Below are 13,663 nucleotides of genomic sequence, written 5' to 3' on the forward strand. Positions count from 1 at the left end.
ATCCCGCCGCACAACGCCGGCGAGCTGATCGAGGCCTGCCTCACCCTGCTCGACAACCGCGACGCCACCACCGCCGAGCTGATGGCGCACGTGAGGGGCCCGGACTTCCCGACCGGCGGCGTCATCGTCGAGCCGCACGCCTCTCTGCTGGAAACCTACGAGACCGGCCGCGGCGGGGTGCGGCTGCGGGCGCTCTGGGACAAGGAGGACCTCGGCAAGGGGACCTATCAGATCGTCGTCACCCAGATCCCCTATCAGGTGAAGAAGGCCGACCTGGTCGAGCAGCTGGCCGAACTGATCGAGGCCAAGCGCGCGCCCCTGCTGGGCGATGTGCGCGACGAGAGCGCCGAGGACGTGCGCCTGGTCCTCGAGCCCAAGAGCCGCAACGTCGAGCCCGAGGTGCTCATGGAGAGCCTGTTCAAGCTCTCCGACCTGGAAACCCGCTTCAGCGTCAACCTCAACGTCCTCGACGCGCGCGGCACGCCGGGCGTGGTGGGCCTGCGCCAGGCGCTGACCGCCTTCCTCGACCACCGCCGCGAGGTGCTGGTCCGCCGGGCCCGCCACCGGCTGGCCAAGATCGAGGCCCGGCTGCACATCCTCGACGGGCTGATGATCGCCTACCTCAACCTCGACGAGGTGATCCGCATCGTCCGCTACGAGGAGGAGCCCAAGCAGAAGCTGATCGAGGCCTTCACGCTCTCCGAGCTGCAGGCCGACGCCATCCTCAACACCCGCCTGCGCCAGCTGGCCAGGCTGGAGGAGATGGAGATCCGCCGCGAGCACGCCGAGCTCAGCGAAGAGCGCGACGGCATCCAGGCCATGCTGGCCTCCGACCGCGCCCAGTGGAAGCTGGTGGCCGCCGGCCTGCGCCAGGTGAAGGCCGCGCTCGGCAAGCTCAACGACCGCCGCTCGATCTTCGCGGAGGCGCCGCAGGTCGACGCCGAGGCGGCCATCGAGGCCATGATCGTGCGCGAGCCGATCACCGTCATCCTCTCCGAGCGCGGCTGGATCCGCGCCGCCAGGGGCCGGGTCGAGGACCCCTCGGAGCTGAAGTTCAAGGAAGGCGACGGCTTAAGCTTCCTGGTGGCGGCCGAGACCACCGACAAGCTGCTGATCTTCGCCTCCGACGGCCGCTTCTTCACGCTCGCCGCCGACAAGCTGCCCGGCGCGCGGGGCCACGGCGAGCCGCTGCGCCTGATGATCGACCTCGACGACCGCGTCGACATCGTCGACCTGTTCGTCCATCGCCCCGGCGCGAAGCGAGTGCTGGCGTCTCGTGAGGGGTATGGCTTCATCCTGCCGGAGGAGGAGGCCATCGCCTTCCGCCGCGCCGGCAAGCAGGTGCTGAACGGCAAGCAGGCCCTGGTCTCCCTGCCGCTGGGCGAGGCCGACCACCTGGCGGTGATCGGCGACAACGGCAAGCTGCTGGTCTTCCCGACCGCCGAACTCCCCGAGATGCCGCGCGGCAAGGGCGTCAAGCTGCAGTCCTACCGCGAGGGGGCCTTGCGCGACGCCACGACCCTGAAGGCCGACGAGGGCCTGGCCACCGTCGACGCGTCGGGCCGCACCCGCGTCTGGCCCGAATGGCGCGACTGGCTGGGCCGCCGGGCCAGCGCCGGCAAGCTCGCGCCGAAGGGCTTCCCCGCGACCAAGCGGTTTCGGCCCAGGTAACCGCCACCCACAGGGCTGTCATCCCGGTCTTCGCGTGCCGCGAAACCGGGATGACAGCCCTGCGCACCCCCCACTTCCCCTGCGCCCCGCCAATCCCTACCTCTCTCCCATGGCCGTCGCCTTCACCCGCGAGGAAGACTACGAGTCCCAGGCCGCCAACCTGCCGGACCGTCCCGTCTCGCCGCATCCGAACCTGGTGACCGCCACCGGCCTGGCCGCCATCGAGGCCGAGCTCGCCGCCGCCCGCGCCGCCTATTCCGCGGCCCAGGAGCACGGCGGCATCGCCCAGGACCGCACCGCCATGGCGCGCGCCACCCGCGACCTGCGCTACTGGGCCGCGCGCCGCGCCAACGCCCAGCTCACCGAGCCCACCGGGGATCCCGACAAGGTCCTCTTCGGCCGCACCGTGGAGTTCGAGCGCCAGGACGGCCGCCGCCAGGCCTTCCGCATCACCGGCGAGGACGAGGCCGATCCGGCCCACGGCAGCGTCTCCTACGTCTCCCCGCTCGCCGCGGCCCTCTTGGGCAAACAGGTGGGCGACGAGGCCCGCGTCAACGGCGCCGCGGTCGAGATCACCGCCGTCCGCTGAGCGGCCCCCGCATTTCAGCTCTGCAATTGAATGGACAGGACGTGCGCGAACGGCGAGGTTCGGCGTCCCTTAACCTATGATGAGAACCGGAAACCCCATGCGCATCGTGACCCTCACGGCCATCGCCGCCGCCGCCCTGGCGCTCGGCGCCTGCTCGCAGAAGACCCAGGACAGCGCCGCGGCCACCGGCAATGCGGCCGCCACCACCACCGCCTCGGCCGCCAGCGACACCGCCCACAACACCGCCGCCGCCGCCGACAAGACCGGCGCGGCCGTCAGCACGGCCGCCGACAAGACGGGCGCCGCCATGAGCACCGCCGCCGACAAGACCGGCGCCGCCGTCGCCAAGGCCGACCGCAAGGCCGACGCCGCCGCCGCCGCCGCCGCCAAGCAGAAGTAGGCGGGCGACCCGACCCTCCCCCTCTTTGGGGGAGGTGGTCCAAAGGACCGGAGGGGGCTTCCGCTCAAACCGCGCCGCTGCGCGTTCTGAGTGGAAGCCCCCTCAGTCGCTTCGCGACAGCTCCCCCAAGAGGGGAGCATCCCGGCCCGCGCCTACTTCCCCGCCGCCTCCCGTTCCCCGCGCCGCGCCCCGGCCAATATGCCGGGCAGGGAATAATTCCCCTCGTGGCAGGCGTATTCGAACAATCGCTGGTCGCTGCGCTTCAGGGCCATCTCGCCGCGCCACCGCGCGGTGTAGATCACCGGGTCCTCCACCGCGAACTCATAGAACAGCTCGTCGGGGCCGCTGCGCGTGAACCGCTCCACCACCTTGGTCGCCTCCGAGACGGCGAAGTGCAGGCCGCGCACGGTGACGCCGGCGTGCATCCCCTCGGTCTCCACCACCAGCGCATCGCCCTCCCAGCGCCCGATGCAATCGCCCAGCCACGAGCGGGGCAGGGGGCTGGGCCGCCAGGTGTCGCTCAGGCGCACGATGCGCGCGTCGTGGTACTTCTCGGTCAGGATCACCACGTCATCGCGGGTCTGCAGGATCTGCAGCAGGTTGGAATCCGGCGCCACGGCCAAGGGCGCACCGGTCGCCATGTTGGCCAGGCACCGCTCCGGCCCGTTCAGGTCCTCGGGGTCCTCCAGCTTCTCCTCGGCCCAGACGATGCCCGCGCGCCAGCGCGCCAGGCCGGCCTTGTCATAGGGGATCCGCCCGTCCGGCGGGTCGATGATCCAGGACGAGCGGATCTGCCCCTTCACCCGCGCCAGCCCGTCGCCGCGGTCCACCCACTCGTTCTCCGCCTGGCCCACCTCGCCGGGCTTCGAGGGCAGCAGCCCATGCATCGCCCGCCGCGGCGCCTCATAGGCCGCCGCCTGCGCCTCCGTCAGCACCAGCCCCTTCAGCTCCGCCGGCCGCTCCAGGTCGGTATAGCTGGCGGTGGTCCAAACCCCCTCCAGGTCCCGCCTGGGGTAGGCCGGGCGCCGAGCTCCCGCCCGGGACGCGCCCCGCGCCGCCCCGGCCGCCACCGCCGCCAGCCCAAAGCCCAACACCCCCCGCCTGCCAATCATCCGCCCCACTCCCCCGTGCGATGGCAGCGTTACGTGGAAGCGTCGGAGCGTCAACGCCCCGCCCCCCAAGTTCCTCCCCCTCCGGGGGAGGTGGCCCAAAGGGCCGGAGGGGGCTTCCACTCAAACCGCGCCGCCGCCGCACCGAGGGCCGCCCGCTACCTCCCCCGCGCCCCGCGCGGCGGGAGGGGGGACCGCCCGCCGACGCCCGCCGGGCCGAAGAGCGGGTGGTGGAGGGGGAAAGCCGGTGGGGGGGCGTCAGCGCAGCTTCATTCGGGCGGCGATGTTTTCTCGGAACGGATCTGCAGATATCTACCGAGCCCGCCGCCTAGGCCGGCGCCAATTCCCAACCCGATATCCTCGTGCCCTATGCCTCCTCCAAGGAAGAAGCCGGTCACCGCGCCGATGGCGATCAGTACGAAGGTTATCGGGTCTAGTTTCACCTCAGGAACATGGACTGCCCCCCGCACGCGCTCAAGCTCTAGCCGCGCTCGGCCGTCGACCGCCGCCTTCGACCGCGCAGGGGACCTTCCTCGCCCGCGCCTCGGACGACCACACCCGCCCCATCTTCGACCTCAAGGGCCAGACCGACCAGTACGCCCTGAAGTTTATCAAACCGCGCTAACCTCCCACGCGCCCCGCGCGGCGGGAGGGGGACCGCGAAGCGGTGGAAGGGGGCGCTGTCGCCGCACCGAGTCTGCCGCTGCGACCTCGTCTCAGGACAACCCACGGCTGAGACAATTCCCAGTCTCGCGGCCGAAGTTCCCCTTTTCTGAAGAAATGGTAAAAGCTTGGCCGTAACCTGTTGGGGACGGGATCATGAAGGACTGGTTGCTCGGAAGTCCGGGCTTGGGAAAGGGCGTCGTCGTTTGCAGCGTCGCCGCTGGGGTCGTGATGGTTCTGGCCCTACTCTTCGCGCACAGTCTGATCGGCTTTGGCGTCGGCGCGGTGATCGCCGCCTTCCTTTGGGCGGGCCTGTGGAACGCCGGCGTCACGCGGGTGCCGGTCAAGCACCGCGCCACCGTGGTCTGGCTGGGCGCACGCCAGAAGGGCGCCGAACTCGGCGAAGGCCTGCACTGGATATTTCCCGGCCTGATGACCGTCGGGGACGTCTACGACATGCGCGAGCAGACGCTGGTCGTGGCCGAGGTGCCTATCCACACCCGCGACAAGATCATCTCCAAGGTCTCGGTGAGCATCCAGTGGTCGCCGAAGCCCGGCCAGCTCTACTACCTGGGCGACATCGCCGATCCAGGCGCCGCGTTCGAGGCCGAGGTCCGGGAGATCATCCGCGCCTATAGCGTGGGCCAACAGGGCATTGACCGGCTGATCGACATGGACGTGGCCGAGACCCTGAAGGTGACGATCCGCGAATATCTCCAGCGCCGCTGCGCGGGCAAGGCCAGCAAGGTTAAGTTCAACACCAACGGCGAGGTGGAATACCCGCTGGATAACGACACCCAGCCCTGGGGCATGGATATCCGCAGTGTCGCGGTCACCAGCTTCGGCCTCGACCAGACCGTCACCACCTCCGCCGCGCGGACGGAGGTCGCCCGCGCCGAGCGCGCGGCGGCCGACATTCTTCGCCTGGGCGTCCTGGAGACCGTCGCGGCGCTTCGCCAGCAAGGGCTCGACCCGGTCATCGCCCTGGAGGAGGGCAACCTCCTGCTGTTGCCGGACCGCGCCTCGCCGCCGGTTCGGCGGTGGTCGGTCACCGGCCTAGACGGAACCATCGGTAGTCTGGTCAACGGCGTCCTCACTGCCATGGGCAAGGGGCCGTTGCCGCTCAATGTGACCCCGGGCCCGGCGAAGGCCGACGCGTCATGACGGGAGAGGTTTCCGGCCGCATCAGTATGTGGATTCCGACCGGATTCGCCGTGTTGGTGGGCGCGGGGCTGATCGCCTTGCAGGCGCCGAAGTTGCTGCATCCGTCCACGGCGTTGGCCATGACGGCGCGGGCGCCTCAACCGTCATTCTCGTGCGGCAAGGCCACGGTGCCGGCGGCTGTCGCCATCTGCGGCAACCCCGATCTCGCCGCCCTCGACGCCAAGATGGGCGATCTCTACGCGCCGCTGGTGAAAGCCCGCCCCGGCCTCCGCGCCGAGCAACGCGCCTGGATTCGCCGCCGCAACGCCCAATGCGGCGGCGATGTCGACTGCCTGCGCAAATCCCTGTCCGTGCGCGTCGATCAGCTCAAGGCCGATTAGGCATCCAGCTGAACCGCATTGTCGCGCCCCGCCCTAGCGATACTTTGGGAGGGGCAGACTACTGCGCTGTAGTTGGAAAGGTCGAAAGCACCCGATAGGAAAGGTGCGTGTTGGTCGCGTCCAGCACTTCCACTCGCACACCCTTAAACCCGATAATCTTGCTATCCTTCAGGTCGTATTGGACATCCTGGGAAAAGGGCGGCCTCGCGAGATCGCCGGCGAATTCGCGGTAGAGGAACTTGATCGTGTCGCCGGAGCGGCCGTTGTAGATCAACTCCTGCCTGAAGCCGGGGGTGTCGACGTCGGTCACTCGCGTATGTTCGACGATGGGTTTGGGCGTCATGTTCATTGTGCAGACACCGGGCCGAATGAAGCCTTTCACAATCGTCGTATCGCCTTCCTTCGCGCACAGACCGCCGGGATAGGGAAAAGTCCCAAGCAGCGCGTCATGAGAAGTCATTCTGCTTGAATAATAGTAGATGAAGTTTGCGTCTCGCTCTTGAGCCCTTAGTTTTCCGGGCGGGATCACGAACTTTTTCAGGATCACGCCATCGCCCCATTCAAGCTGGTTCTTGAGAAGCAGCGCGTCGTAAGTGGTCAGCTTGCCCTTCTCCACAATGGTGTCGCCCAGTTCCGCCTCAGCCACGGAGTTCAGGGTGGGCCGATCAATAATGTCGGAGCGTGGAGAGATCGCCTGGGTGCTGGCACAGGCGGCTACGCTGGCTGCCAACAGAGTTATTCCTATGATCTTCGACATAAGTCCCCCGTCGATTTTCTGTAGGTAAACAGAGCACTCCCATAACTGGCAATCGAAATTCGAATCGACCGGAGGATCAACGATCGCACCGGCTCCAGTGCCTTGAGCCGACAGCGGGCGCGGTTGATGAGTTCGGGGAAGTTCTAGTCACGTGGTCGGACCATCACGGCGATGTGCATGTAGTTTGTAGCCGCCCCCTCACACCCCCTCCGTCGCCACATCCCCCGCCACCCGCGAGTGCCACATCACCCGCGGGTCGCTCATGTCCCACGGCATGGCCCGGTGCAGCAGGCAGCGGTTGTCCCAGAGCACCGCGTCGCCGGCCGTCCAGCGGTGCTTCCAGATGCGCAGCGCCAGCCAACTAGGGTTCGATCCCACGCCGGCTGTAGTTGCCCGCGACATCTGGTTGTCGCTTCAGCGCTGCCGCTAGGTCGGCCTTGCCCTCGTCGATCCTGCCGAGGCGGATCTTTGCGATGCCGCGCCCGTAGAGGGGGCTCGCCACGCGGGAATAGGAGAGCGCAGCGTCGTAATCCGCCAGGGCAGCGGCGTAGTCCGCGCGGCGCAGATTCAGGAAGCCACGCGAATCCAGGGTAGCAAGGTCAGCGCGCCTGCCTACCGCCGCATCGCAATAGGTCTTCGCCCGATCGAGCTCGATATTGGCGACGGCACGGGAGAAGCACGCGTTGCCCAGCGCCCCGGGATTATCTGGAGCGACCAGCAGGACGGCATCGTGATCCTCGACGGCGTGCTTGTAGTCGCCCAGCTCAAGGTATGCGAAGCCGCGGTTTGTGAGCGCCAGCGGGTCGCCGGGATGTTCCTTCAGCGCCTGGTTGGCTTCGCGGATTGCGCCCTCGTAGTCCTTATTCATAAGGCGTCGCCTCGCCTCGTAGTCGGACACGCTCTGGTGAAATCGCCCTCGTTGTTCCGCAGCGGCATCGCCAACCGTCAGCGTGACCGCAACGAGAACGGCGAAAACCCGCAGCCGCCAATACATGCCGTTTCCCCCTCGCATCCGGTCATTCTGCGACAGCTGTGGGCTTTGATCTACCCCTGCGCGAGCACCCCCTCCGTCCCCACATCCCCCGCCACCCGCGAGTGCCACATCACCCGCGGCTCGCACATGTCCCACGGCATGGCCCGGTGCAGCAGGCAGCGGTTGTCCCACAGCACCGCGTCGCCGGCCGTCCAGCGGTGATGCCAGACGCGCGGCGGCTGGCAGGCGGCCTCGACCAGCTCGGCCAGCAGCCGCTCGCTCTCCGCCGCGTCCATCCCCGGAATGCCGTAGGCGTGGCGCCCGATGGCCAGCGTCTTGCGCCCGGTCTCCGGGTGGGTCTTCACGAGCGGCCTGAGCGGCGCCTCGCCGACGTCGAAGCCATAGCCGGAATAGGCGCTGCCCGCCTGGTGCGCGTGGCCGAGCTTGGCCTGGCTGTAGGCCAGGCTGTGGTGGGCGGAGAGGCCCGCCACCCGCGCCCGCACGCCCTCGTCCAGGGCGTCATAGGCTGCGCGCATGTCGGCGAAGCCGGTCTCGCCGCCCCCAAACTTGCTTGGCCGCGCCGCCACCTGGCAGGTGAACACCGCCCCCTTGGCCTGCACCGGCATGTAGGTGGAATCCTGGTGCCAGCCCATGTTGCCCTTGAGGATCTTGACCACGTCGTCGGACGCATCGTCGGGGCGCAGCGTGCCGTCGGAGCGGACGTTGGAGATCGGCGCCAGCTCGAACTCCAGCGGCCCGATGCGCCGGGCGAAGGCGATCTGGTCCTCCCGGCTCAGGTGCTGGCCCGGGAAGATCAAGAGCGCGTGGTCCAGCCAGGCGGCGTGGAGCGCGGCGAACCCGGCGTCGTCCAGCTCGGCCAGCCGCAGCCCGGTGACCACCGCGCCAAAGCTCGCGGGTAATTCCTCGATCTCGAAGGGCAGGGCGCTCGCCATGGCGCCAAGCTCGCGCCGCACGGCCCGCTTGGCAACCGGGGGGCGCCGACCTCTCCAGGTCCGTCATCCCCGGCCTTGTGCCGGGGACCCATAAACGCAGGCGGTTCCGAGAGGACGGCGTCGGCGCCGCGCCTTCCCGGCCGCCTCGGTGTCTATGGGTGGCCGGGACAAGCCGGCCATGACGGTCGGATGAGATAGGGCGGCGGCCAAAAAATTTGACTCCACGCCGCCCATATGTTCTACTTTTGTTCATGGTCGACCCCGCCCCCATGGCTGAGCGGCACGCGCTCGCCCTGGCTGAGCTCGCCGAGCTTGGCCTTGTACTGACGCGCAAGGTGCATGCGCGGGCCATGGCCGCCGAGACAGCGGAGGAGGAGCGGGCGGCCGTCCTGTGTTTCCACCGCATCACCCGCTCGCTGCGCCAGACCCTGGCGCTGGAGGCGCAGCTCGAGCGGCTGCGCAGCCGGCTGCTGCGCGAGGAGCTGGCGGCTGCCGAGGCGCGCATCGAAAAGGCGGTCGGGCGACGCAAGGCCCAGGTCAAGTCGGTGGTCGAGCGGCTGGTCTGGCGCGAGCATGAGGGCGACGAGGCCGACGCCTTGGTCGAGCACCTGGACGAACTGCTGAACGAGGACGCCCTGGCCGAGGACTTCCTGGCCACGGCGCTCGACGACCAGATCGAGCGACTGCGCGGCGACCTGGGGCTGAAGCCGGATGGCGAGGCCGGGCCGGACGAGCCCGCCGCCGTCATCCCCCGGTCGGGCGATGCGCCCGATCCGGGGGACCCAAGCGGCGCTTCCAGTCCTGAGTCTCGGCCTGGCTCCCCCGCATCCCCCTGCGGGCGCGCGGCGGATGAGGCGGGTGGAATCGCCGCCTCGCCCTGGGCCGGAACCTGGCCCGACTCCTCCTGACCGGCGGCACGTTCGGCGCCTCCGCGCGTTATCCGCGCCATGGTCATGCGTACGAAGACGTCTCTTGCCAACCACGCGGCCGCCCTGCTGGGCGCGCCGTTGATCCTGCTCGCCGTCCACCCGGCGGCGGCCTCGGTGTCGCTGTCCGACGCCTTTGGCGGGACCATCATCTCCACCTATCCCGACGGCCGCACCGCGCGGCTGTGGCTGCAGGCCTCGGGCGACTACACCGCCGAGGGCCGGCGCGGCGACCGCTCCAGCGGCCACTGGCGCCAGCAGGGCGAGCGGATGTGCCTGCGCCAGTCGCGGCCGTTCCCCTCGCCGTTCAGCTTCTGCACCCCCATGCCGTCGGGCGACAGCTGGACCGCCAAGGCCGTCACCGGCGAGCCGATCCGCGTGCAGCTGGTGCGCGGCCGCGACGGCGGCGCGCTGGCGTCGGCGGGCCGCCAAGGCTCGCGCTAGGCCGCGGTAATCGCCGACGGCGCGGTGACGCGCCTCGCTATTGCCCCTCGGAAGGCCTATATCTCCAGCCGTGCGCCGTCGGGCGAGTGCCGCCAGCGAAGCGGTCGATCGGACCCGGCATGGCGTCGCGACCCCACGGACGCGTCAGCGTGCCGATCCTCATGCAATATGTCGGCGTCGCCTCGGTCATCGTGCCGGTGCTGCTGGTCGCCGGCCTGCTCGCCCTGTCCTCGCGCCGTCGCGCGCGGGAGCCCTTCGTCCCCGATCCGCCCCTCGTCCTCGATCCGAAAGAGCCCGTCCCATGACCAGCTACAACCCGCGCGAACAGCAGCCGGTGCGCCGCGACCTGACCGATCCGCGCTCCTGCGCCGGGCCGTCGCCGCAGCTGCGCCGCACCATCCTCAACGACATCCGCAGCACCCGCGGCCGTCCGGCCTAGGGGGCGCCGCCGCCATGGGCCTCTTCGACTGGTTCTCATCGCTCGCTCCCAGCGCCGCGGAGGTCCGCGCCGAGGTCTGGAAGCTGGGCGTCCGCCACCGTGGCGAGCCCCTCGAGGGCGCGCTCGCCGAGCTCAGGGACAGCGCCAACCCGCCGGCCCGCGTCGCCCTGCTGCGCGCCTGCGTGCACCAGCTTCGCCAGGCCTGATCGCCTCAGAACTTTTCCCGCCACGCCAGAGTTAGGCAGTGGGGAAAACTGAGGGAGACGATCCTATGACGAAGACTATCGCGCTCGCCGCTGCGCTCGCGATCTCCGCGACCGCGGCGGCGGCCCAGACGCCGAGCGCGCCCAGCACCTCGCGACTGCCGAGCATCCCGAGCCTGGTGACGGTGGACCTGCGCAACGTGCTCAACAACCTGGCGGTCAACCTCAACATCGACCGCGCCAACGTGCCCATCACCGCCCAGATCCCGATCAACCTGGCGGCCAATGTCTGCGGCGTGTCGGTCAACGTGCTGTCGGTCTCCACCGGCGGCCAGGCCAACTGCACGGCCAAGTCCGCGCCGCAGGAACTGACCCAGGCGGTGCAGCAGCAGATGGCGGCTGGCGGCTCGGTGGGCGGCGGCGCCCAGTCCTCGCAGACCGCCTCGCGCGGCACGGCCTCGGCCGGCACCGCGGCGGGCGGCGCTTCGGGGACCAGCGCCAACTCTTCCGGCGCCAACACCGCCCCGGCGCGTGTCGCCTCCGCCGCCCCGCCCGCGGCCCCGGCCGGGACCGGCGCTGCGCCGGCTCCCGCCGCGGCCCCGGCTCCTGCGGCGCCCGCCCAGGCTCCGGCCCAGGCCCAGGCCCAGGCTCCGGCTCCGGCTCCGGCTCCGGCTCAAGCCCAGGCCCAGGCCCAGGCCCCGGCCCCGGCTCAGGCTCCCGCCACCTCGAGGGGCGTCGCCACGGCTCCGGCCGCGCGCGCGCCGACCGGCGCGGCGGCCAACACGGCCGCGGTGGCCCAGCCCAACCCGAACGCCGCCGCGCCCTACGCGCCCGGCCACACCAAGCGCCACAAGGTCAAGCATCGCGCGCACCAGCGCACCGAGCGGCGTGACGACGACGATCGGCGCGGAGACTCCGACGACCGCCGCTAGGGCGTCCTAGAACACGCCCAGCGCCAATCCCGAGGCCAGCGCCGCGCCCAGCTCCGTGCAGGGCGCGAGCTGCGCCTCGGTGAGGGTCTTGGCCGCCAGGATCGCCTCGGGCGTCTGGGCCTGGGTGCCGACGATCAGCGGCTCGGCGATGGCCTTCAGCCGCCAGCCCGCAGCGATGCGCGCCAGCTGCCGGGCGGCCCCCGTCCCGTCGCTGCCGGCCGCGATCATGGCCGCGTAGGGCCGCCCGTTCAGCCGCTCCAGGCAGGGGTAGTAGGTGCGGTCGAAGAAGGCCTTCATCTCCCCGGACATGGAGGCCAGGTTCTCGGGACAGGCGAACAGGTAGCCGTCGGCGGCCAGCAGGTCGGCCGCGTCGGCCTCCTGCGCCGGCCGCAGCCGCACCGCCACCTCGCGCTCGCTCGCGGCGCCGGCGACCGCGGCCTGCGCCATCCGCCGCGCCGCCCCGGTCCGCGAATGCCAGACGATCAGCAGGGTCTTCATGGCCCCAACCTCTAGCATTGCGCCCCCCATTGCACCGCTGAAACGCACCCGGGCTTGCTTGCCCTAGGGGCGGCGAGGCAAGCTTCGCCCAACGACTTGGGGGGATATCGAATGACCCATCGCGCCAGCTTCCTGGCGGCCATCGCGGCCGTCTCGCTCGTCACCGCGCCCGCGGCCCAGGCTGCGCCCGCCGCCCACGCCGCGGCCGCCTCCGCCCGCGACCTGTCGCAGACCGCCACGCCCGAGGCCGTGGGCTTCGACAGCGCCCGCCTGAAGCGCCTCGACGACTACATGGCCGGCGTGGTCGCCAGCGGCCGCGTCGCCGGCATGACCACGCTTCTCGCCCGCCACGGCAAGGTGGTGGAGTTCAAGACCTACGGGAAGACGAGCCTCGCCACCGGCCAGGCCATGCCGAAGGACGAGATCTTCCGCATCTACTCCATGTCCAAGCCGCTCACCGGCGTGGCCATGATGATCCTCTTCGAGGAGGGCAAGTGGCGCCTCGACGACCCGGTCACCCGCTACGTGCCGGAGTTCAAGAACCTCAAGGTGATGGTCAGCGCCGACAAGGACGGCAAGATCACCGCCGTCGAGGACATGAAGCGCCCGCCGACCATGCGCGAGATCATGAGCCATACCGCGGGCTTCGGGTACGGCCTGGGCGACAAGCACCCGGTCGACAAGCTCTATCGTGAGAAGAAGGTGCTCTCGGCGACCAGCATGCACGACATGATCGAGCGCACGGCGGGCATTCCCCTGATGTACCAGCCGGGGACCGACTGGTCCTATTCCTCCGCCGTCGATATCCAGGGCTACATCGTCGAGAAGCTCTCGGGCGAGCCGTTCGGCAAGTTCCTGCACGACCGGGTGTTCGCGCCGCTGAAGATGAACGACACCGGCTTCTACACCGGGGCCGCCAAGGCGAACCGGCTGGCCGCCCTCTATGCGACCGATCAGAAGACCCACCAGATGGTCGTGGCCGACGACCTCTTCGGCAACACGCCGCCCGACTACACCAGGCCGCCGGTGTGGGAATCCGGCGGCGGCGGCATGGTCTCCACCACCAGCGACTACGCCCGCTTCTGCCAGATGATGCTGAACGGCGGCATTCTCGACGGCGTGCGCATCCTCTCGCCGGCCTCGATCGAGCTGATGGACACCAACGTGATCCCGCACAACGTGCTGGTGAACTCCAACGGCACCAGCGTCGTGCGCTTCAACGAGGCGGTGGGCTTCGGCCTCGACTTCCAGGTGGACAAGGACCCGCGCGCCGCCGGCTCGCTGGAGGGCAAGAACACCATGAGCTGGGGCGGCGCGGCCGGCACCTGGTTCTGGATCGATCCCACCAACGACATGTTCATGGTGGGCATGATCCAGCGGCTGGGCGGCAGCGGCGGCGACGACCTCGGGACCATGGCCCGCACGCTCACCTACCAGGCCCTGCTGCACCCGGAGAAATAACCAGGCCGTCATCCCCCAGATCAGCTTGCCGCTGACCGGGGGATGACGCCGCATTGCTTGACTTTCCGCTCCCTGCGTGCGCCCTTCCGCGCCTCGTAAAT

18 protein-coding genes are annotated in these 13,663 nt (G+C 69.8%); 12 read left to right on the forward strand and 6 right to left on the reverse strand.

Translation table 11 applies throughout. The annotated features are described in order from the left end of the window. The 3 genes from VGT80_RS13945 to VGT80_RS13955 form a co-directional block, all read left to right on the forward strand. A partial coding sequence (locus VGT80_RS13945; protein ID WP_327456783.1) for a DNA gyrase subunit A occupies positions 1 to 1,671 on the forward strand: 1,671 nt, incomplete at its 5' end. Between the two features lie 109 nt (positions 1,672 to 1,780). After that, complete coding sequence (gene greA, locus VGT80_RS13950) at positions 1,781 to 2,260, forward strand: transcription elongation factor GreA (RefSeq protein WP_327456785.1); 480 nt, start codon at positions 1,781 to 1,783, stop codon at positions 2,258 to 2,260. Positions 2,261 to 2,357: 97 nt separating this feature from the next. After that, positions 2,358 to 2,660: a hypothetical protein gene (locus VGT80_RS13955; RefSeq protein ID WP_327456787.1), complete on the forward strand. Its 303-nt coding sequence runs from the start codon at positions 2,358 to 2,360 to the stop codon at positions 2,658 to 2,660. 152 nt (positions 2,661 to 2,812) lie between these two features. Here VGT80_RS13955 and VGT80_RS13960 read toward each other — a convergent pair whose 3' ends face one another. Then, complete coding sequence (locus VGT80_RS13960; protein WP_327456789.1) at positions 2,813 to 3,772, reverse strand: hypothetical protein; 960 nt, start codon at positions 3,770 to 3,772, stop codon at positions 2,813 to 2,815. Positions 3,773 to 4,663: 891 nt separating this feature from the next. On the opposite strand from VGT80_RS13960, the gene VGT80_RS13965 reads away from it, so the two are divergent. Beyond that, on the forward strand, positions 4,664 to 5,596 hold the full coding sequence (locus VGT80_RS13965) for an SPFH domain-containing protein (RefSeq protein ID WP_327456791.1): 933 nt from the start codon (positions 4,664 to 4,666) through the stop codon (positions 5,594 to 5,596). Beyond that, entirely contained in the window at positions 5,593 to 5,976 is a 384-nt protein-coding gene (locus VGT80_RS13970; RefSeq protein ID WP_327456793.1) for a lysozyme inhibitor LprI family protein, read from the forward strand. The genes VGT80_RS13965 and VGT80_RS13970 overlap by 4 nt, the downstream gene beginning before the upstream one ends. A gap of 58 nt (positions 5,977 to 6,034) precedes the next feature. On the opposite strand, the gene VGT80_RS13975 is transcribed toward VGT80_RS13970, so the two are convergent. The 4 genes from VGT80_RS13975 to VGT80_RS13990 form a co-directional block, all read right to left on the reverse strand. After that, on the reverse strand, positions 6,035 to 6,733 hold the full coding sequence (locus VGT80_RS13975) for a hypothetical protein (RefSeq protein WP_327456795.1): 699 nt from the start codon (positions 6,731 to 6,733) through the stop codon (positions 6,035 to 6,037). A gap of 198 nt (positions 6,734 to 6,931) precedes the next feature. Then, positions 6,932 to 7,135: a TauD/TfdA family dioxygenase gene (locus VGT80_RS13980; protein WP_327456797.1), complete on the reverse strand. Its 204-nt coding sequence runs from the start codon at positions 7,133 to 7,135 to the stop codon at positions 6,932 to 6,934. Then, complete coding sequence (locus tag VGT80_RS13985) at positions 7,095 to 7,727, reverse strand: tetratricopeptide repeat protein (protein WP_327456799.1); 633 nt, start codon at positions 7,725 to 7,727, stop codon at positions 7,095 to 7,097. The genes VGT80_RS13980 and VGT80_RS13985 overlap by 41 nt, the downstream gene beginning before the upstream one ends. 50 nt (positions 7,728 to 7,777) lie before the next feature. Next, complete coding sequence (locus VGT80_RS13990; protein ID WP_327456801.1) at positions 7,778 to 8,659, reverse strand: TauD/TfdA family dioxygenase; 882 nt, start codon at positions 8,657 to 8,659, stop codon at positions 7,778 to 7,780. A gap of 269 nt (positions 8,660 to 8,928) precedes the next feature. Between VGT80_RS13990 and VGT80_RS13995 the strand changes: the two genes are divergently transcribed. The 6 genes from VGT80_RS13995 to VGT80_RS14020 all read left to right on the forward strand — a co-directional run bounded on the left by VGT80_RS13995 (position 8,929) and on the right by VGT80_RS14020 (position 11,603). Beyond that, entirely contained in the window at positions 8,929 to 9,567 is a 639-nt protein-coding gene (locus tag VGT80_RS13995; protein WP_327456803.1) for a hypothetical protein, read from the forward strand. Between the two features lie 45 nt (positions 9,568 to 9,612). Further along, on the forward strand, positions 9,613 to 10,029 hold the full coding sequence (locus VGT80_RS14000) for a hypothetical protein (protein WP_327456805.1): 417 nt from the start codon (positions 9,613 to 9,615) through the stop codon (positions 10,027 to 10,029). Positions 10,030 to 10,148: 119 nt separating this feature from the next. Beyond that, positions 10,149 to 10,334: a hypothetical protein gene (locus VGT80_RS14005; RefSeq protein ID WP_327456807.1), complete on the forward strand. Its 186-nt coding sequence runs from the start codon at positions 10,149 to 10,151 to the stop codon at positions 10,332 to 10,334. Beyond that, complete coding sequence (locus VGT80_RS14010) at positions 10,331 to 10,468, forward strand: hypothetical protein (RefSeq protein WP_327456809.1); 138 nt, start codon at positions 10,331 to 10,333, stop codon at positions 10,466 to 10,468. The genes VGT80_RS14005 and VGT80_RS14010 overlap by 4 nt, the downstream gene beginning before the upstream one ends. A gap of 14 nt (positions 10,469 to 10,482) precedes the next feature. Beyond that, entirely contained in the window at positions 10,483 to 10,674 is a 192-nt protein-coding gene (locus VGT80_RS14015) for a hypothetical protein (protein ID WP_327456811.1), read from the forward strand. A gap of 65 nt (positions 10,675 to 10,739) precedes the next feature. Next, a complete protein-coding gene (locus tag VGT80_RS14020) occupies positions 10,740 to 11,603 on the forward strand; it encodes a hypothetical protein (RefSeq protein WP_327456813.1) in 864 nt (287 codons plus the stop codon). 6 nt (positions 11,604 to 11,609) lie between these two features. Here the strand turns inward: VGT80_RS14020 and VGT80_RS14025 are convergent, their stop codons facing one another. Next, positions 11,610 to 12,101, reverse strand: a complete 492-nt coding sequence (locus tag VGT80_RS14025) for a flavodoxin family protein (protein WP_327456815.1) — start codon at positions 12,099 to 12,101, stop codon at positions 11,610 to 11,612. A gap of 111 nt (positions 12,102 to 12,212) precedes the next feature. On the opposite strand from VGT80_RS14025, the gene VGT80_RS14030 reads away from it, so the two are divergent. Further along, on the forward strand, positions 12,213 to 13,562 hold the full coding sequence (locus VGT80_RS14030) for a serine hydrolase domain-containing protein (protein ID WP_327456817.1): 1,350 nt from the start codon (positions 12,213 to 12,215) through the stop codon (positions 13,560 to 13,562). Positions 13,563 to 13,663: the final 101 nt, after the last annotated feature.

Source organism: Phenylobacterium sp., from assembly GCF_035944335.1.
Classification (GTDB): domain Bacteria; phylum Pseudomonadota; class Alphaproteobacteria; order Caulobacterales; family Caulobacteraceae; genus Phenylobacterium.